19 protein-coding genes and 1 other RNA gene are annotated in these 19,646 nt (G+C 25.2%); 2 read left to right on the forward strand and 18 right to left on the reverse strand.

The features are described 5' to 3' along the window. Positions 1-7: 7 nt before the first annotated feature. The 18 genes from mutS to rsmD form a co-directional block, all read right to left on the reverse strand. Positions 8-2,593, reverse strand: coding sequence for a DNA mismatch repair protein MutS (mutS, locus tag ACMX2D_RS02285; RefSeq protein WP_414972566.1), 2,586 nt, complete (start codon positions 2,591-2,593; stop codon positions 8-10). A gap of 12 nt (positions 2,594-2,605) precedes the next feature. Further along, on the reverse strand, positions 2,606-3,922 hold the full coding sequence (miaB, locus tag ACMX2D_RS02290) for a tRNA (N6-isopentenyl adenosine(37)-C2)-methylthiotransferase MiaB (protein WP_414972567.1): 1,317 nt from the start codon (positions 3,920-3,922) through the stop codon (positions 2,606-2,608). A gap of 11 nt (positions 3,923-3,933) precedes the next feature. Continuing rightward, positions 3,934-4,401, reverse strand: coding sequence for an SsrA-binding protein SmpB (gene smpB / locus ACMX2D_RS02295; RefSeq protein ID WP_009448551.1), 468 nt, complete (start codon positions 4,399-4,401; stop codon positions 3,934-3,936). 4 nt (positions 4,402-4,405) lie between these two features. Then, positions 4,406-6,499 (reverse strand): ribonuclease R, encoded by a 2,094-nt coding sequence (gene rnr, locus ACMX2D_RS02300; RefSeq protein ID WP_414972568.1) that lies wholly within the window; start codon positions 6,497-6,499, stop codon positions 4,406-4,408. Between the two features lie 61 nt (positions 6,500-6,560). After that, positions 6,561-6,892, reverse strand: an RNA gene (gene rnpB, locus ACMX2D_RS02305) — RNase P RNA component class A. A 6-nt stretch (positions 6,893-6,898) separates the two neighbouring features. Further along, the gene (locus ACMX2D_RS02310) at positions 6,899-7,678 is read right to left on the reverse strand and encodes a Nif3-like dinuclear metal center hexameric protein (protein WP_414972569.1); all 780 of its coding nucleotides are present in this window, start codon (positions 7,676-7,678) and stop codon (positions 6,899-6,901) included. After that, positions 7,668-8,348, reverse strand: a complete 681-nt coding sequence (locus tag ACMX2D_RS02315) for a tRNA (adenine(22)-N(1))-methyltransferase (RefSeq protein WP_414972570.1) — start codon at positions 8,346-8,348, stop codon at positions 7,668-7,670. The genes ACMX2D_RS02310 and ACMX2D_RS02315 overlap by 11 nt, the downstream gene beginning before the upstream one ends. Positions 8,349-8,352: 4 nt before the next feature. Beyond that, a complete protein-coding gene (gene rpoD, locus ACMX2D_RS02320) occupies positions 8,353-9,501 on the reverse strand; it encodes an RNA polymerase sigma factor RpoD (RefSeq protein WP_009448821.1) in 1,149 nt (382 codons plus the stop codon). Continuing rightward, positions 9,494-11,305, reverse strand: coding sequence for a DNA primase (dnaG, locus tag ACMX2D_RS02325; RefSeq protein ID WP_414972571.1), 1,812 nt, complete (start codon positions 11,303-11,305; stop codon positions 9,494-9,496). The genes rpoD and dnaG overlap by 8 nt, the downstream gene beginning before the upstream one ends. 6 nt (positions 11,306-11,311) lie before the next feature. Then, entirely contained in the window at positions 11,312-12,010 is a 699-nt protein-coding gene (locus tag ACMX2D_RS02330) for a hypothetical protein (RefSeq protein ID WP_009448592.1), read from the reverse strand. Further along, on the reverse strand, positions 11,991-12,887 hold the full coding sequence (era, locus tag ACMX2D_RS02335) for a GTPase Era (RefSeq protein ID WP_414970726.1): 897 nt from the start codon (positions 12,885-12,887) through the stop codon (positions 11,991-11,993). The genes ACMX2D_RS02330 and era overlap by 20 nt, the downstream gene beginning before the upstream one ends. Before the next feature lies 1 nt (position 12,888). Then, complete coding sequence (gene cdd, locus ACMX2D_RS02340) at positions 12,889-13,284, reverse strand: cytidine deaminase (RefSeq protein ID WP_414970725.1); 396 nt, start codon at positions 13,282-13,284, stop codon at positions 12,889-12,891. Next, positions 13,285-13,656 carry a diacylglycerol kinase family protein gene (locus ACMX2D_RS02345; RefSeq protein ID WP_414972572.1) on the reverse strand — a complete coding sequence of 124 codons (372 nt, stop codon included), beginning with the start codon at positions 13,654-13,656 and terminating at the stop codon, positions 13,285-13,287. Next, positions 13,640-14,110: an rRNA maturation RNase YbeY gene (ybeY, locus tag ACMX2D_RS02350; RefSeq protein ID WP_414972573.1), complete on the reverse strand. Its 471-nt coding sequence runs from the start codon at positions 14,108-14,110 to the stop codon at positions 13,640-13,642. Before ybeY ends, ACMX2D_RS02345 begins: the two co-directional genes overlap by 17 nt. Further along, positions 14,110-15,078 carry a PhoH family protein gene (locus ACMX2D_RS02355; protein ID WP_009448950.1) on the reverse strand — a complete coding sequence of 323 codons (969 nt, stop codon included), beginning with the start codon at positions 15,076-15,078 and terminating at the stop codon, positions 14,110-14,112. Before ACMX2D_RS02355 ends, ybeY begins: the two co-directional genes overlap by 1 nt. Positions 15,079-15,089: 11 nt before the next feature. Beyond that, the gene (locus ACMX2D_RS02360) at positions 15,090-15,563 is read right to left on the reverse strand and encodes a hypothetical protein (protein WP_009449011.1); all 474 of its coding nucleotides are present in this window, start codon (positions 15,561-15,563) and stop codon (positions 15,090-15,092) included. Further along, positions 15,563-16,042 carry a pantetheine-phosphate adenylyltransferase gene (gene coaD, locus ACMX2D_RS02365; RefSeq protein ID WP_414972574.1) on the reverse strand — a complete coding sequence of 160 codons (480 nt, stop codon included), beginning with the start codon at positions 16,040-16,042 and terminating at the stop codon, positions 15,563-15,565. Before coaD ends, ACMX2D_RS02360 begins: the two co-directional genes overlap by 1 nt. A 2-nt stretch (positions 16,043-16,044) precedes the next feature. Beyond that, positions 16,045-16,587: a 16S rRNA (guanine(966)-N(2))-methyltransferase RsmD gene (gene rsmD / locus ACMX2D_RS02370; protein WP_009448597.1), complete on the reverse strand. Its 543-nt coding sequence runs from the start codon at positions 16,585-16,587 to the stop codon at positions 16,045-16,047. 269 nt (positions 16,588-16,856) lie between these two features. Between rsmD and mgtE (ACMX2D_RS02375) the strand changes: the two genes are divergently transcribed. Then, positions 16,857-18,251, forward strand: coding sequence for a magnesium transporter (gene mgtE / locus ACMX2D_RS02375; RefSeq protein ID WP_414970721.1), 1,395 nt, complete (start codon positions 16,857-16,859; stop codon positions 18,249-18,251). Continuing rightward, positions 18,241-19,617 carry a magnesium transporter gene (gene mgtE / locus ACMX2D_RS02380; protein ID WP_414972575.1) on the forward strand — a complete coding sequence of 459 codons (1,377 nt, stop codon included), beginning with the start codon at positions 18,241-18,243 and terminating at the stop codon, positions 19,615-19,617. Before mgtE (ACMX2D_RS02375) ends, mgtE (ACMX2D_RS02380) begins: the two co-directional genes overlap by 11 nt. Positions 19,618-19,646: the final 29 nt, after the last annotated feature.

A 19,646-nucleotide genomic window follows, 5' to 3' on the forward strand; every position in this document is an offset into this window, starting at 1 on the left:
CTCCTATCTATTCATTATCACTTTTAGCTATATTTATTAAATCATTTAATATACCAAAAGCTTCCATTGGGCTTATTTTTTCAATATTTATACTATTTAGATTAGTAATTATTTTATCATTGACCTTAGTTTTTATTACATTTGAACTATCAATAATATCTTTTTCTATTTGAATTTCCTTCTTTTCAATGCTATCTAAAATAATTTTTGAACGATTTATAACTTCCATAGGAAGTCCCGCAAGTTTTGCAACTGCAATACCATAACTCTTATTAGCTCCGCCATCCATTATTTTTCTTAAAAAGACTATTTCATCATTTTCTTTATCTTCAATAACTTGAATATGTTTATTTTTTATGCAAGCAAAAGTATGTTCTAAGTCAATTAATTCGTGATAATGTGTAGCAAATAATGTTTTCGATTTTATATTTTTTGTAATATACTCAAGAATTGCCCAAGCGAGACTTAATCCATCAAAAGTTGAAGTTCCTCTTCCAACCTCATCAAGTATAAGTAAACTATTTTTAGTAGCATATCTTAAAATATTATTAACTTCTTTCATTTCTACCATAAAGGTACTTTCTCCTTTATATAGATTATCTGAAGCTCCAATACGAGTAAATATCTTATCTACTATCGAAATATTTGCACTATCAGCAGGTACGAATGAACCAATCTGAGCTAATATAACTATGAGAGCTATCTGTCTTATATAAGTTGATTTTCCACTCATATTAGGTCCTGTTATAATCTGAATTAAATTATCACTTTGCCCAATATTTGTATCATTAGGGATAAATTCATTTATTGAACTTAAAAAGCTTTCAATAACAGGATGTCTACCATTTTTTATATCTATTATCCCTTCTGAATTTAAAGTCGGTTTACAATAATTATTTTTAAATGCAACTATTGATAAAGAAAATATAGAATCTATGAATGAAATTATATCTGATAATTTTTGTAATGTTTTAATATTCATTTTTATTGTATTTCTTATTGAAATAAATAATTCATATTCTTTTTCTATAATATCACTTTCAGATCCGAATATCATATTTTCAATAGTTAGAAGCTCATTTGTTTTATACCTATTTGCATTAGTTAAAGTTTGTTTTAATTCAAAATATTTAGGAACTAAGTTTTGATATGATTTTGTAACTTCAAAAAAATAACCTGTTTTCTTATTAAATATTAATCTTAAATTTTTAATTCCGGTAATATTTCTTTGATCAACTTCATATTTAATTAGCTTTTGTTTTCCAACTATTTTATTATTTCTTATTAAATCAAGTTCGTCATCATAACCAATCTTTATCAAATTTCCTTCTTTCAATAAAATTCCTACGTCTTCAAGAATAGCTGAATTTATAAGATTATAGATATATTCGGTATCAGGAATATTTAAAGCTATATTAGAAAATAAAGTATTACTATCTAAAAATAATCTTTTAATCTTTGGAACAGCTGATAAAGAATTTTTTAAATGAATTAAATCTCTTGCATTACAATTTCCAAAAGAAATTTTTGAATTTATTCTTTCTATATCAGAAATACTTGCTAATAGTTCTTCTAATTCATTTCTTAAATTTGAGTTTAAAACTAAATCTTCAACCAACGATTGCCTTCTTTGAATTTTTTCTATTTCTATAAGCGGTTGATCTAACCATTTATTAAGTAGCCTAAATCCCATAGGAGTTTTAGTATAATTTATAACTGATAATAAAGAGCCATTTATGTCATTACTAAAATTATTTTTTTTAAGTTCCAAATTAATTCTTGAATTAGCATCAATTCTTAGATAATCACTTAATTTATATAAATTAACTTTTTTAAAATCATTCAATTTAACATTAAATCTGCAAACATATTTATAAAAGTTATCTATTGAAAAAAGTAATATTTTATTACTAAGATTATTAGAATAAAATTCTTCATTATTCTCTCTTAAAGATTTAAAATCTTGATCTATATCTACTTTTGTATAAATAATTCTTAAATTTTTTAATAATTTAACAACACTTTTTTCTAATGATTTTAATATATTTGAATTTATTATAACTTCTGACGGAGTTGTACGAATTACTTCTTCCTCTAAAGCGGTAATTAAATTATCTCTGTTCATTTCAAAAATACTTGTACAGAATATTTCACTGGTTGAAATATCAGAATATGTGATACTTAAATTTGTAGAATCCATATAGATACTCATAATATAATTATTTTTATTAGTAGCTAATTCATCAAATTCATCAATAGTTCCCGGAGTTACTAATTTAATAACTTCTCTCTTTACAATTCCTTTAGCAAGTTTTGGATCTTGAACTTGTTCACAAATAGCAACTTTAAAACCTTCAGAAACCAGCTTATACAAATATTGATTTACAACATGATGAGGAATACCACACATTGGTGCAGTTTTTCCACCACCACAATCTCTTTTAGTCAAAGCTAAATCCAATATTTTTGAAACTATTTTTGCATCATCAAAAAACATTTCATAAAAATCACCTAGTCTATAAAATATAATACAATCACTATAATTAGATTTAACTTCTAGATATTGTTTCATCATTGGTGTAAAATCGCTCATAATTACTCCTTACTAAACTATCTCTCCTTCAAGTGCAAATGAATTATGTCCAGTTATTTTAACGTTAACTAACTGTCCAATATTTCTTTTTCCACCTTTAAAATGTACTAATTTATATCCTCTTGTTCTACCTGTAAGAATATCTGGATTATTTTTACTAATTCCTTCAACTAACACTTCAAGAGTTTGTCCTAAACATTCTTTGTTTTTTTCATAAAAAATTTTATACATAGAATCTATTAGTCGCTGAAATCTTTCTTGTTTTACTTCATGTGGTATTTGATTTTGCATTTCAGCAGCTTTTGTACCTTTTCTTATAGAATATAGAAAAGTAAATCCTTGGTCATATTTAACCTTTTCCACCATGCTTAATGTATCTTCAAAATCTTCTTCCGTTTCACCTGGAAATCCAACAATTATATCAGTAGAAAGAGTAATATTAGGTACTTTCTCTTTTAATTTTCTGATTAATTCCAAATAATGTTCTCTAGTATATACTCTATGCATATCCTTTAGTATCTTATTACTACCAGACTGGAATGGTAAATGAATATTTTCACAAACTTTATCCAAATTTGCTATGGCATCTATTAATTCATCAGAACAGTCTTTCGGATGACTTGTCAAGAATCTAATCCTTTCAATTCCTTCTATCTCATTAACCATTTTTAATAATTCTGGAAATGTCACTTTAGGTCTTAAAGTTTTTCCATATGAATTAACATTTTGTCCTAATAATGTTATTTCTTTATATCCCTTTTTTGCCAATTCTTTTATTTCATTAATTATGCTTTCAGGGGTTCTACTAATTTCTTTTCCCCTAGCATAAGGAACTATACAAAAAGTACAATAATTATTACAACCTGTCATTATATTTACATAAGCAATAAATGGATGTTCTCTATTTATAGGAGTTTCATCATCAAGTATGTCTTCTTCTTCAATATCTACGACAACTTCTCCTGTACTTCTATGTCTTGAGATAAGAGAAGGCAATCTTGAGATATTTTTCGTTCCAAAAATTATATCTACATGTTTATATTTTGAAATTATAGTAGCTCTTGCATCACCTGTTTGCATCATACAACCACAAACGGCTATAATCATTTCCGGTTTCTTTCTTTTTAAATTTTTCAAAGCACCAAGTTGTCCATAAACTTTAAGTTCTGCATTCTCTCTGACTAAGCATGTATTATATATAATAAAATCTGATTTTTCTAAATCATTTTCTTTTGTATAACCTAAAGTTTCTAGTAAATATGATATTTTTTCTGAATCATGATGATTCATTTGACAACCATAAGTTATAATTGTATATTTTTTGCTCAAAAAATTCACCTCTATTTATATTTATTTTTTAGTGCATACTGTATCTTTCTCTCGTGTTCTTTTTCAAGCATACTGTCTCTCTTATCATAATTTTTTTTACCACGAGCGAGTGCAATGTCAAGTTTTATCCATCCGTTTTTAATATGAACATTTAAAGGAATTAATGAATAACCTTTTTCTTTAGTTTGTCCAATTAATTTATTAATTTCTCTTTTATTTAAAAGTAACTTTCTTTCTCTTGTAGGGTCTAAATTATATATATTCCCATAATCATAAGGTGTAATATTCATTCCAAGAATAAAAACTTCTCCATTCTTAATTGAACAATAACTTTCCTTAATAGAAACTTTTCCCTGTCTAATACTTTTGACTTCAGTACCTGATAAAGAAATTCCAACTTCATAGATATCTTCTAAAAAATAGTCATGTCTTGCCTTTTTATTATTAGCTATTATTTTTATAGTTGTTTTATCTCTCATAATATCACCTATTTAAATAAAAATTAATTTCATTAGTTATCTCATTAACTTTAGAAACAATAACTTCTACATCCATTCCTATATCAAATAATTTTTTTGTTCTTCTACCAACAGCAGTCAAAGTTTGTTCATCAAATTCATAGTAATCATCCATAATATCTTCATATTTAACTAATCCTTCAACAGTATTTTCTAATTGCACAAAAAGCCCGTATGAAGTAACTGAAACTATAATCCCTTTGAAAATTTGTCCTATTTTATTTTTCATAAATTCCACTTTTTTAATATCTTCCAACTTTCTTTCTGCATCTATAGCTAGTATTTCAGTATCATTTATATGATTAGAAATTATATCTAGGTAACTTATATAATTTTTTGGTATTTCATTATTTGAATGTAAATAATTTTTTAAAGTTCTATGAACGGTTAAATCTGCATATCTTCTTATTGGAGAAGTAAAATGGCAATATAAAAATGTTGATAATCCAAAATGAATATCAATATTCGGAGAATATCTAGCCTTAGTCATAGATCGTAAAATAGAATAATTTATAAAATCAGATTTATTTGTATCTTTAAATTGATCTACAATTTCACTTAAATATTTTGAAGAAATCATATCTATTGATTTCATTTTTATATTCAAACGATTTAAGTGATTTCTTAATATTTCCAATTTATCTTCAGGTGGTTTAGAATGTATTCTATATATAATCGGTATATCAAGATCTCCAAAATGCTTACCTACCACTTCATTAGTACAAATCATAAATGATTCTATTATTCTATTTGCAAGACCGTCTTCTTTTTTTGTTATATTTTCTACTTCACCATCTTTATTGAAAGTAATGTCAATTTCAGGAAAATTAAAATCTATAGTTCCTCTATTGATTCTTTTAGTAGTTAATATCTCATCTAATTCTTTCATAACAAATAACTTTTCTTTTAGTATTTCATCATCATAAAAATGCTTTTTACCTTCTAAAAAATTAGTTACATCGTCATAAACTAGTCTATAATTACTGTTTATTACAGATTCATAAAATTTATATTCTTTAACATTACCATTTTTATCTATAATCATTTTTACAGATAAAGTTAGTTTTTCTGTATTTGGATTTAATGAACAAAGATTATTAGAAAGTACTTCCGGTAACATAGGGACTACATAATCAAATAAATATACACTATTACCTCTTTTATATGCTTCCCTATCCAACTTGCTATCTTTTTTAACATAATGAGATACATCTGCTATATGAACATAAAGAACATAATCGTTCCCTTTTTTATCAATAGAAATAGCATCATCAAAGTCCTTTGCATCAGCTCCATCGATTGTAACAGTAAACAAGTTCCTAAAATCTACTCTATTTTTGAATTCTTTTTTTAAATCCATTTGAGATAATTCTTCTAATTCTTTATTAATCTTATTTGAAAATTTATATGGAATTTCCATATCTTTTAATAAAGAAATTATTTGAGCGTTTTTATCATTTTTATTTCCTATTATTTCAATTATTACTCCCTCAGGATTTTTCTTTTTATCTGGAAATTCAACTAATTTACATACAACCTTATCATCAGTTTTTGCTCCATTCTTATCGCCTTTTTTTATAAAAATATCATAATTACATTTAATATCATCAGGAACTACAAATCCAAAATTTTTATTTTCAGTAAATGTACCAACTATTAAATTACTATTTCTATTTAAAACTTTTATTACTCTTCCTTCGGCTTTTGAATTTACTCGCTTTTCTTTTATAATTTCTATTTCTACATCATCATTATGATTAGCATGATTTAATTCCTTTTTTGGAATAAAAATATCATCTATGTCTTCTTCTGAAACAAAAAACGCATTGCCTTTTGGAGTAAAAGTAATCTTTCCTTTTAATGTTTCCTTTTTTTCATAGATACTATATCTAAAATCATTTAATGATATTTTTTTACTATTAACAAGAGAATCTAATATTTTAAAAAATTTTTTTAAACTATTAAAATGAACATTTAATGCAACAGCAAGTTCTTCCTTTGTTAATGGAATATAATTCTTTTTTTTCATAAAATTTAATATTTGTTTTTCTAAATTCATTAAAATCTCCCTATATGTAAAAGTAAAAAAATATAAGGTAATACCTTATATTTAATTATATATATTAAGCAAAACTATAAGCCGTGTTCTGTATTTGACAATCATCTATCTAGACAAATTGTTGCCAATTTGTTCAAGCAATCTACCTATGAACGTAGCGAGCAACTACAAAAGTTCAATCTTGATCTTGCACCGAATGGGGTTTACATAGCCACATAGTCTCCTATATGCTGGTAAGCTCTTACCTCACCTTTCCACCCTTACCATTATAATGGCGGTATATCTCTGTTGCACTAGCCTTAGGGTCGCCCCCACTGGACGTTATCCAGCATTCTGCTCTATGGTGCACGGACTTTCCTCGTGGAATATCCACGCGATTGTCTGTCTTACTTAATTAAATTAAAATATATTTCTTTTAAAAATGTTATTTTCATAAATTAATATCTTTAAATCAATATTTTTATTTATAAAAAATTCTTTTAAAGATAACAAACCAAAAATTTCAGATTCATAATGTCCTAAATCAATTATCTTTAAATTATTTTCTAAAGCTAATTGAATATCATGATACTTAAAATCTGAACTGATTAATAAATCAGCTTTCTTAGAAATTGCATTCTTTATAGAAAATGCACCTGAACCGCCCAAAACAGCAATTTTTGAAATGATATTATCAGTATTCCCATAATATAACATTGGAAATTTAAAACTATTTTTTAACTTTGCAAGATAGTTTTTAAATGTATCATTTTCAATACTTCCAATTATTCCGTAACCATATCCTTCTTTATAATCAATGAAAACTTCCTTATTACTTAAAAAACATTTATCAGCCAAAAATTTATTAACCCCATTTGGATGAATATCTAATGGTGTATGTATAGAAATTACATTAACATTATTTTGCATCAACAGTTCAAGCTTTTTATATAAGTCAGAATTGACTTGCAAATTTTGAATTTTTTCAAAAAATAAAGGATGATGTGTCAAAATACAATTAATATTATTTTGTATTGCATAATTTATAGAATCAACTGTTAAATCAAGTGCTAATAAAATTCCTCCAACTTCATCTTCGTAATTTCCAATCTGAAAACCTGAATTGTCCCAATCTTCTTGCAAATAGAATGAATATTCAGTATTTAATAATTCTACTAAATCACTTACTTTAAAATTCATTTAAAATACCTCTAATTTCATTGATTAAATTAGTTATTTCTAAAATTCTTTCGTTACTTTTGCTTGCTAAATTTATTTTATCTAAAATATTCTCATACTTTTTTAATTCATTTTCTAAAAATATTCTTAAATTTTCAGATTTGTTTTTTATAAGCAACTTACCATATAGGAATTCATAACCATTTCTATAAAAGTCTTTGCCTCTTTTTACTTTCAAAATTTGATAATATTTTTTATTTTCTATTACATCATCTTCTTTTTCAATAACAAAATTATTTTGCAATAAAAACTTTCTTAAAATATCCAATGAATTATTTGGTGATAGAATTAAACTGTTTGCTGTCTTTGCAACAGACAAATTTTTTTCTAAAATTTCTTTAATTAGTATACCACCCATACCTGAAATAATTATAGTATCAACTTCAAATTCATCAAAACAGTATAGTCCATCAGATACTCTGGTTTCAATATTTACTATGTTACTGTTGTATATTAGTTTATGCTCTAATTTCTCCAAAGAATTTTTACTAATATCAGTTGCAATAATTTTTTTTGATATACAACTTTTTGATAATTCTATAGGAATTATACCATGATCTGTCCCTATATCTGCCACAATGGAATTTATATCAACTAAATTGCAAATCTTCTTTAATCTTAAACTAACCATATCTTTATTCCAAGAAATCTTTTAGTTTTTGACTTCTACTAGGATGCTTTAATTTTCTAAGCGCTTTGGCTTCTATTTGTCTTATTCTTTCTCTAGTAACCTCAAATTCTTTACCAACTTCTTCCAAAGTTCTAGGTGTACCATCATTAAGACCAAATCTAAGTTCTAAAACTTTTTTCTCTCTATCGGAAAGTGTACTTAAAACTTGGTTTAATTGCTCTTTTAACATTGAAAAATTAGCTGCTTCATCAGGAGCGATTGCTGTCTCATCTTCAATAAAATCTCCTAAATGACTATCATCTTCTTCACCAATAGGAGTTTCTAAACTAACAGGTTCTTGAGCAATTTTTCTAATTTCATTTACTTTATCAACTTCAATTCCCATATGTTCTGATATTTCTTCATTAGTCGGTTCTCTTCCTAGTTCTTGAACTAATTGTCTTTCAATTCTAACTAATTTATTTATAGTTTCAACCATATGAACGGGAATTCTTATTGTTCTAGCTTGATCAGCTATGGATCTTGTAATTGCTTGTCTTATCCACCAAGTAGCATAAGTACTAAACTTAAAACCTCTTCTAAAATCAAATTTTTCAACTGCTTTCATAAGGCCCATATTTCCTTCTTGTATTAAGTCAAGAAATTGCATTCCTCTACCGACATATCTTTTTGCAATACTAACTACAAGTCTTAAATTTGTTTCAGCTAATTTTTTCTTAGCTTCAATATCTCCGGTTTCCATATTTTCCGCTAAAATTCTTTCTTCGTCAGCACTAAGTAATGGTATTTTCCCAATTTCTTTTAAATACATCTTAACGGGATCATCTATATTAAAACCTTTTAAATCAGAAAAATCTTCTAATTTTATTTCTTCATCTTCAGAATCTTCTTTTTCATCCTCTAGGTCTATTAAATCATCAGTAATTTCAATATCTTCTAAATTTTCAATTTCATCGATAAACTCTACCTGATTTTCAGCTAACTTAGATTTTATTTCTTCAATATCATCAATATCAATAAAATTAAATAAATCTAACGATTCAAGATACTTATTATTAACAAAACCATTATGTTCATTAGCGTATTTAGTAAGTTCCTCTACTATTAGAATTTTTACTTCATCATATTCAATATCATTTAATTTATTATTCATGATGAACCCCTTTCTCAATATTTTTAAGATTTCTGTTTAATTCCATTAACTTTTCAACATTAAAATTTAAATTAGAAATTACTGCTTCATTATTTTTATCCATTTGCCTTAATTTTTCAATATTTCTAGTTGTTTTTCTAATTTCATAATTTAAAATAGTTATATCAAGTAACTTAATATAATCTAAAGTTGATAATTTAATTTGCTCATTATAACATTTAACAATATATTCTACTATTTTTAAATTATCAACATTATTCTTAAATTTCTCAATTAGAGCTGATGGAACAGTTATCGTATTATTCTTTACATTATTTTTGACATACCAAAAAATATCATATAAATTAGAAGTTTTACATAAATCTTCTAATTTATTACTTATATCTACTACATTATTTTCACATCTCATCAATAGTATAATACCCATTATTAAAACTTTTTTGTCAGAATTTAATAATAAATTTTCCGATTTATAATCCATTTCAATTTCTTTTTCTTTTTTTTCAATTATTTTATCTTTTTTATCAAAATTTAGAAAATCTTCTTTTAACGAATTTTTATCTATTCCAAACTCACTAGATATTTTATTTATATACAAATCTCTCAGTATATTAGTATCTATTTTTGTTAAAAAGTCTAAAATACTTTCATAAAAAATTGTATTATCAGTAATAGAATTACTATTTTTTTTGCTTTTTTTCAAAATTTCATAGTTAAAACCATTAATATCATATGGTGACTCTAAAAGTTTATTAAAGTCATTCAATCCATATTTTTTTATATAATCATCAGGATCCAATTTATCAGGAAGCATTATAATATTAGGTTTAACAGAAATTTCATTAAAAACAGAACTTGTTTTATTTGTTGCACTTATTCCTGCATTATCACCATCATAACATAAATAAACATTGTTTCTGAAATATCTTTTTATAAGTCTTGCCTGGTTTTCAGTAAATGCAGTTCCCAGCCCTGCAACAACATAATTAATTCCATTTTGATACAAAGATATAACATCCATATATCCTTCAACAATTAAAACTTTATCTCTTATATTATTTTCTATTATTTTATCAAGAGCATAAATATTATCACCCTTTTTAAAAATTACACTTTCAGGAGAATTTAAATATTTCGCACTATCATCAACAATAGTTCTTCCTCCAAAACCTATTACTTTTTTATTTTTATTTAAAATAGGAAACATAATCCTATTTCTAAACCTATCAACATAATCGCCAGTCTTAGTTTTGATTATAAGTCCAAGCTCTTCTGCAATTTCAATATCCATTTTTTTAAATTTTAACTCATTATAAAGAGCTTTCCAATTTTCATCAGCATAACCAATAAAAAAAAGATTAATTGATTTTTGATTAATACCTCTTTTTAGTAAATACTGTTTAGGAACAGAATTTTCCATCATCTTTTTATAATAAAACCTTGCGACAAATTCATTCATTTCATAATATTTATCAAGATTTTTTTTATCTATATAATCAAAAGAGTTGTCATACTCTAATTCTATTCCAAATTTTTCAGCTAATTTTTTTAAAGCACTAACATAATCCAAAGATTCCAATTCCATAACAAATGAAATGCTATCTCCATGTTTACCACATCCAAAACAATGGAAAGTATTAGTTTCAGGATAAAGAAAAAAAGAAGGAGTTTTTTCACTATGGAAAGGACAATTTTCCATATAATATCTTCCGCTTTTTTTCACAGATAAATAGTCACTAACAACAGAAATAATGTCCGCTTTTTCCTTTATTTCCTCTATTTTCTCTTTTTTTATATAAGACATTTTTCATCACCTTAAGTTAAAACTGTTTAATTTGTATATGTTAAAATTCAAACAGAGTGCATTTATCATTATTCCAAGAACTCTTGAAAAATCATATTTAATATTGTTTAATTCAGATTTTTCAAAACAATCTAAATTGTATAATAAGTAAATAAAATCAAATTCATATTTATCCAATACATAATTGTATTTAGAATTTAATTTTAAGCTTGAATTTATAACTAATTCATATATATCAAAATTAAAAGCTTTCGCATTTTTATCATTATCAAATAGTAGATGATAACCGTTAAAAAGTAAATATTTAATTATAAAATAAGTTAATAACATTTTATAATCAGTTTTTTTAATACTCAATACTTCTTTTATTAAATTATAAATCTCTAAATTTTTAAGCTCTTGCACACTTGTTTTTAAAATTATTTCTGAGAGAATATTCAAAAACAAAATATGTTCTTTTGATTCAAAAGAAATAAAATCTACAAGTTCATATTCATTACAATAAAAAAATTCATTTCGATAATTTAATTTAAAATTATAATTAGAGTACATAGATAAATACATTTCAATACTTTTACTATAAATTGAAATAAGTCCAAACTCATCAGTATAAACTTTGAATATTTTTCCTTTATTCAAATATGTGCTTTCTGAAATAATATATCCATTTATGTTATTATAAATATTATTTTCTAAAATATCCAAACTCTTTCACCTTAAATGATTTATTTCTCCAGTCATCATCTATCTTAACAAATAATTTTAAATTGACTTTTGAATCTAAAAACTTTTCTATATCTAATCTTGCAGATTTTCCAATCTTTAAAATCATATCTCCATTTTTCCCAATTACCATACCTTTATGTGATTTTTTTTCAACACAAATAATTGCGTCTATATCAATTATTGGTTTGTTTTTTCTTATTGAAAATTTTTCAATTAATACATTAATTCCATGTGGTATTTCATCTCTTAAGAAAGTAAGAGTTTTCTCTCTAATTATTTCTCCAACTATTTCTCTTTCAGTTTGATCTGTTATCATATCATCTGAGTAGTATTTAGGTCCATAAGGCAAATAAGATTTTATACAATCTATTAAATTATATACATTTGTTCCTTCTGAAGCGGATATAGGGATAATTTTTTCAAATAATTTCATATCTTTATATTTTGAAACAAGTTTACATATCTCCTCTGAATCCAAAGTATCTATTTTATTTATAATGCAAAGTTTTGGAAGATTTATCTTCTTTAACATATCAATTATTAATTTATCCAATTCTCCAATTTCAAAATTAACATCCACCATGTATAAAATTAAATCAACATCTTTTAGAGAATTTCGTGCTTCTTTTAGCATAAATTCTCCTAATTTATTTTTGGGATTTTGTATTCCGGGAGTATCTAAAAATACTATTTGAGAATCCAATGAATTATATATTAATTTTAAATTTGATCTCGTCGTTTGTGGCTTGTTAGAAATAATTGAAATTTTTTCTCCAATAATCCTATTTAACAAAGTTGACTTACCGACATTAGACCTTCCAACCAAACTTACAAATCCCGATTTTATATCATTCATATTATAAATCCTCTGGACCAAAACTATAAGGTAATAACTCAGAAAATTTTATTATCTTATATTCTTGTTCGTTTTTTATTACAATTATTTCACAATCAATAGTGCAAAATTCTCTAATTACCTGTCTACAAACCCCACAAGGAAATGTCAAAGAATTTTCTTTACCGACAACTGCGATTTTTTTTATCTTTTTTTCTCCATCATATATTGCTTTGAATATAGCCACGCGTTCTGCACAAATTGTAGGAGTATATGAAGCATTTTCAATATTACAACCACCATATATTTTACCTGATTCTGTTAATACAGCCGCTCCTACATTAAATTTAGAATATGGTGTATATGCTCTTTTTTGGCTATCTAAAGCACATTTAATCATTTTTTCATAAATATTCATTTAACCACCAACTATAACTAATATTTTAGGAATAAATATTAAAAGTCCAACTATTATAGATATAAAAGCTGAAACTAAAACTGCACCCGATGCCATGTCTTTAATAATTTTTATATTTAAATTATAGTCTTTACATAAAAAATCCATAATATTTTCAATGATAGTATTAATAATTTCTAAAGTCAAAACAACTGCTATCATAATTAATATTACAGATAATTCTACATAAGATAAATTAAAAATTAAAGAACAGAACAATACTAACACAGAAAACATTATATGAAATCTAAAATTTCTCTCTGTTTTGAAAATGTATATTATACCTTTAAAGGCACAAAAAAAACTTTCCATAAAACTAGAATTTTTTTTCATTTTTAAAAACTTCCATTAATTTCATAGTTTCTTTTTCCTTATTTCTCATAATTATTTTTTCAGACTCATCAATATGATCATATCCTAATAAGTGAAATACAGAATGACAAACTAAATATAAAATTTCTCTTTCAATACTATGTCCAAACTCTTGGGCCTGTTCAATTGATTTTTCTGTAGAAATTATAATATCTCCTAGAATAAAAGGCATACCTTCTTCTGAAAATTCAAACTCCATCGGAAAAGAAAGCACATCCGTTTCCCTATCAATATTTCTAAATTCAGAATTTATACTCTTTATTTCTTCATTTGTAACAAAAGAAACTGATACCTCAATATTATCTATCATTTTATTTTCAACTTTTAGAGCTGTTTCGATACATTCTATAATTTTTTCTTTAAGATTATCTGTAACTATGAATGCATCTTGCCTATCATCAAAAAGAACATTCATTATTTTTTCTCCGCTAAGCTATCTTCATATTTTGTATAGGCATCTATTATTTTCATTACTATACTATGCCTTACAACATCAGAACTATCAAAATAATTAAAATTAATTCCCTTAATATTATTTAAAATTTTACTTACTGAAACAAGACCTGAAATTTTTCTTCTACCTAAGTCAATTTGAGTAATATCTCCAGTTATAACAGCTTTAGACTCAAAACCTATTCTTGTTAAAAACATCTTCATTTGTTCATTGGTTGCATTTTGAGCTTCATCAAGAATTATAAAAGCATCATCTAAAGTTCTCCCTCTCATATATGCTAAAGGTGCAACTTCAATAATACCTTTTTCTTTTAGTCTAAGGAAATTATCATAACCTAATATATTATATAATGAATCATATAAAGGTCTTAAATACGGATCTATTTTTTCTTGTAGATCTCCTGGTAAAAATCCTAAATTTTCACCTGCTTCAACAGCGGGTCTTGTTAATATTATTTTTGAAACAGTATTGTTTTTTAATGCTTTAGCAGCCATTGCAATAGCTAAAAAAGTTTTTCCTGTTCCTGCAGGACCAATACCGAAAGTAATTATATTATCTTCAATTGCAGAGATATATTTTCTTTGTCCTAAGGTTTTTGGCTTTATAGGTTTTAATTTTGCATTCAAACAAATAACATAATCTAACCAATCATTTAATATCTCTTTATTTTCAGATTTTACTTTTTCAATTATATAAGAAATTTTTTGCTTATCTAAATTTTCGGAAGGATTATCTTTAACTAAAAACTCAATAGTCTTAACACATAATAAAACCATTTTTTCATCTCCTGTAATAGATAAACCTTCCTCACTATTTTTTATAGATACATCAAATTTTTTAGAAATAAAATCTATATTAGAATCTAAATTTCCAAATAAATTCCGAATATCATCAATATCTAAAATCAAATTTTCAGTAACTTTATTCATTCTTTCTCCAATTATTTCCTTAACTCACTTCTGTTATTATCCAAAACAGTAATTAAATCTCTCAATTTTTCTTGAGTTTTAGATAAAACATCATCTACATAAGTATTAGTTTGCATTTTTATAGTTTTAGCGTTTTGTTCAGCTTTCAATAATATTTCATTTGCTTTACTTTCAGCAGCAACAACAACATCATTTTCATTAATCATCTTTTGATATCTTGCTTCAGCATCAGCTTTAATTTTAGAAGCTTCTTTATTTGCTTGTTCTAAAATTTGATTTGCATCTTTAGTTGCATCATTTAAAATTCTATCTTTTTCTTCGTGAATCCATTCTGCTTGTTTAATTTCTTCTGGAATATTTTCTCTCATTTCTTTCAATATAAAAAATAAAGCTTCAGAATCTACCATAACTTTCTTTGAAAAAGGTAAACTTGAACTTTCTTCTACTAAGTCTTCAATACGATCAATTAATTCTAAAATTTCCATTACTCATTCCTCCTAAATTTTTCACCTAATATATCTAAAACAACTTTGTCTACATATAATTCGATATTGCCACCATTAAAATACACATCCTTAACAACAGTTGAACTTATATGTTCATCTAATTTATCAGAGAAAAACAAAATTGTTTCCACACCACAAAGTTCCTTATTAACTTTAGCATTTATCTTTTCAGATTCAAAGTCTAAAGTATTTCTAACCCCTCTTACCAAAACACTGACATTATTATTACTAATATAATCACATAATAATCCATAATGAATATGTACGTCAATATTTTTATATTTTTTAAATATATCTGAAATAATATTTTTTCTTTCTTCAAGAGAAAAAAGAGCTTTTTTATTGAAATTATTTAAAATTACAATATCTACATAACCGAAAATATCTAATGCTTTTAAAATAATATTCTTATGTCCATTTGTTAAAGGATCAAAGCTTCCCGGAAAAATCACCTTCATAATTATTTTTTCCTTCCTAAAAAAATCACTTTAATTTTTGAATATTTCTTTTCTTTTATTATTTCAAAATTTTCTATAGAAATATCTTTATCCGTTTCTATAATAATTATTCCATCTTCTTTTAAAATATTATTATTCCAAATAAAATCCAAAGCCTTTTTTATATACTCATATTTATAAGGCGGGTCCAAAAATATATAATCAAATTTCAAACCATTATTATAAAAATAGTTCAAACAATCCATATAATCCTTATTTATGATTATTGATTTATCTAAGAATTCAGAATTTTCAAGGTTTTTTTTTGTGGTTTTCAAACTATCTTCTGAAAAATCACAAAAATATACTTTTTTAGCTCCTCTACTTAAAAATTCAATACCAATTGCTCCACTTCCACAAAACAAATCTAAAACAATAGAATTATAATCTATTTCAAACAGAATATTAAAAATAGATTCCTTAATTTTGTCTGTAGTTGGTCTAACACTATAATCTACAGGTGATAATAATTTCAATCCCCTCTTTTTACCAGATATTATTCTCATTTTCCAACCCTAATCTTAATATTTTTTTACTTATAATATATATGAAATAAAAAATAATATTCAAACAAATATATTCATACTGAATTATACCATAAAAAGATTAAATTTTCAACATTTTATTAAAAAACTTTTTTGTAAAATATTATAAAAATTCAAACTTTTTTGTAAATAAAATATTTTTAAATTAAAAATAATTTTTTATAAAAGGAAAAATATGATATAATGTACTAAGATATAATTTACTAAAATATTATAATAGGAGGAGATATATGGACTTAAGAGAAAATTCTTTAGAAAAAAGCAAAATTATTGCTAATGAGTTAAAAACTTCTTTAGAAGAAAAAAATATTTTTCATTTAAGAGATATAATTTATGATACAAATGAAGTAACCCTTGCAAATATATTTGAAGAATATTTTGAAATTAAAGACATCCTATTTATGTTTAAAGTTATAAAAAAAGAAAAAACTGCTGAAATTTTTGCCTATCTTCCTCAAAATATGAAACAACAAGTAATAAATGGCTTACAAGATCACGAAATAAAAGTTATGTTAGATTATATGTTTACAGATGATATTAGTGAGTTTTTAGAAGAATTACCTGCTAATATAGTAAAAAGAGTTTTAAATTCTGCATCTAATCAAAGACGTAGTGAAATTAATATGATTTTAAACTTTAAAGAAAACAGTGCTGGGTCTGTAATGAGTACTGATTATGTTGAATTAGATCCGGAAATTACAGCAGATGAAGCTTTAAAAATGATTAAAGATAAGGAAAGGCTTGCAGAAACAATTTCTTATTGTTATATAACTAATGATCAACATATACTTTTAGGCTTTGTTTCAATGAAAAGTATATTATTAGCTTCTGCTAATACTTTGATTTCTGATATAATGGAAACAGATGTCATATCAGTAGAATGTGATGAAGACCAAGAAGAAGTCGCTAAAATTTTTACTAAATATGACCTGTTAGTTTTGCCTGTTGTAAATGATCAACATAGACTTATTGGAATTATTACAATTGATGATGTATATGACATTATTCAAGATGAAGTTACAGAAGACTTACAAAAGATGGGAGGTATCACTCCAATAGAAGGCTCTTACATAAATATGTCAATTATTGAAATGGTTAAAAGTAGAATAACTTGGCTTTTAATTTTAATGATATCAGCAACTGTTTCTGGACTAATTTTATCAAAAAATAGTGATTTAACTTTAAAAATCCCATCTTTAGTTATTTTTATTCCGATGTTAATGGATACTGCCGGAAACGCCGGAAGTCAATCAAGTGCAATGGTTGTAAGAGGAATTGCTGTTGACAATTTAAACATAGGTGATTTTAAATATGTTATTAAAACTGAATTTTTAAATTCTTTGATTTTAGGTGCTATTTTATTTGCCGTAAATATTCTTAGAATTTTAATATTTATGCCAAAAATTTCAATGACTATTGCTATTTTAATTTCAGCAACAATTTATATAATTGTCACTATTGCTAATTTAATTGGAGGGATTCTGCCATTATTGGCTAGTACATTAAAACAAGATCCTGCTTCAATGAGCGGACCGATTTTGACTACTGTTTGTGATGCAATTTCTCTTACAATATATTTTTCTTTAGCTTCATTATTTTTAGGAGGTGGACTATATGGAATATAACTTTTTAGAATACAGTAAAGAACAATTATCTTCCCTACTTCCTGAATTAATTAAAGACAAAAAAGTTTTATTAATTCGTGAAATATTCGACGAATATAATATAGTTGATTTAAGTGAAATATTTAGTGAGTTAGAACTAGATGAAGCAATATTTGTATTTAAAATTTTACCAAAAGATATTTCTGCAGAATTGTTTACCTATCTAGATTCCGAACATCAAGAGAGATTAATTTCAGCATTGTCATCTATGGAAGTAAAAAACATTCTCGACAATATGTTTAGTGATGATATAATAGATTTTCTTGAAGAAATGCCTGCAAATGTAATAAAATATATTTTAGAAAATGTCCCTGCAGATCACAGGAAAGAAATTAATACCCTTTTAAGTTACGAAGAAAACACTGCCGGTTCTGTAATGAGTACGGATTTTGTAGAACTTCATGAAGAGGATACTGTTGAAGAGGCAATAATAAAAATAAAAAAACAAGCTGAAATTGCTGAAACGATAAATGTTTGTTTTGTAATTGATAAAAAAAGAGTTCTTGTTGGTGTAGTAAACTTAAGAGATATAATTATTGCAAAAAATGATAAACTTATTTCAGAAATAATGGACAAAAACATTCACTATGTTTACACCAATACCGATCAAGAAGAAGTAGCTCGATTACTAAGCAAATATGACTTAACAACTATTTGTGTGTTGAATGATCAACATTGCTTGATTGGGATTGTTACCGCTGATGATGTTTTGGATATTTTGACTGAAGAAGCAACTGAAGACATTCATAAAATGAGCGGTATTATTCCAACAGATGGTTCATACTTAAAAACAGGAACTAAAGAAATGGTTAAATCCAGAATATCATGGCTTTTAATTTTAATGATTTCTGCTACTTTCACAGGATATATTTTACAGTATTTTGAAGATAAACTAAGCGCAGTAGCTATTTTATCTGCATCAATTCCAATTATAATGTCCACTGCAGGAAATGCAGGAGCACAAAGTTCAACAATGGTTATAAGAGGTATAGCTGTTGATGACTTAAGTATAAACGACATATTTATTGTCTTGAGAAAAGAACTTTTTGTTGGTTTGCTTTGTGGGGCGATATTATTTATTACTAATTTTATAAGGTTATTTATATTTGGATCAAAAAACACAACATTTAATATAAGTTTAGTAGTTAGCCTAACTATAACGATATCTTTAGTTTCTGCTAACATAGCAGGTGGAGTTCTTCCTTTACTTGCAAAAAAATTAAAAATGGATCCTGCGAGTGCCGCTGCTCCCCTTATTACGACTATAGTTGATGCAACAAGTTTAATAATATATTTTATGTTAGCAATAGTAATACTAAAAATTTAAAAACTCATAGTTTAGATATTATTCTAATA

The organism is Parvimonas oralis, from assembly GCF_047608425.1.
Lineage (GTDB): Bacteria > Bacillota > Clostridia > Tissierellales > Peptoniphilaceae > Parvimonas.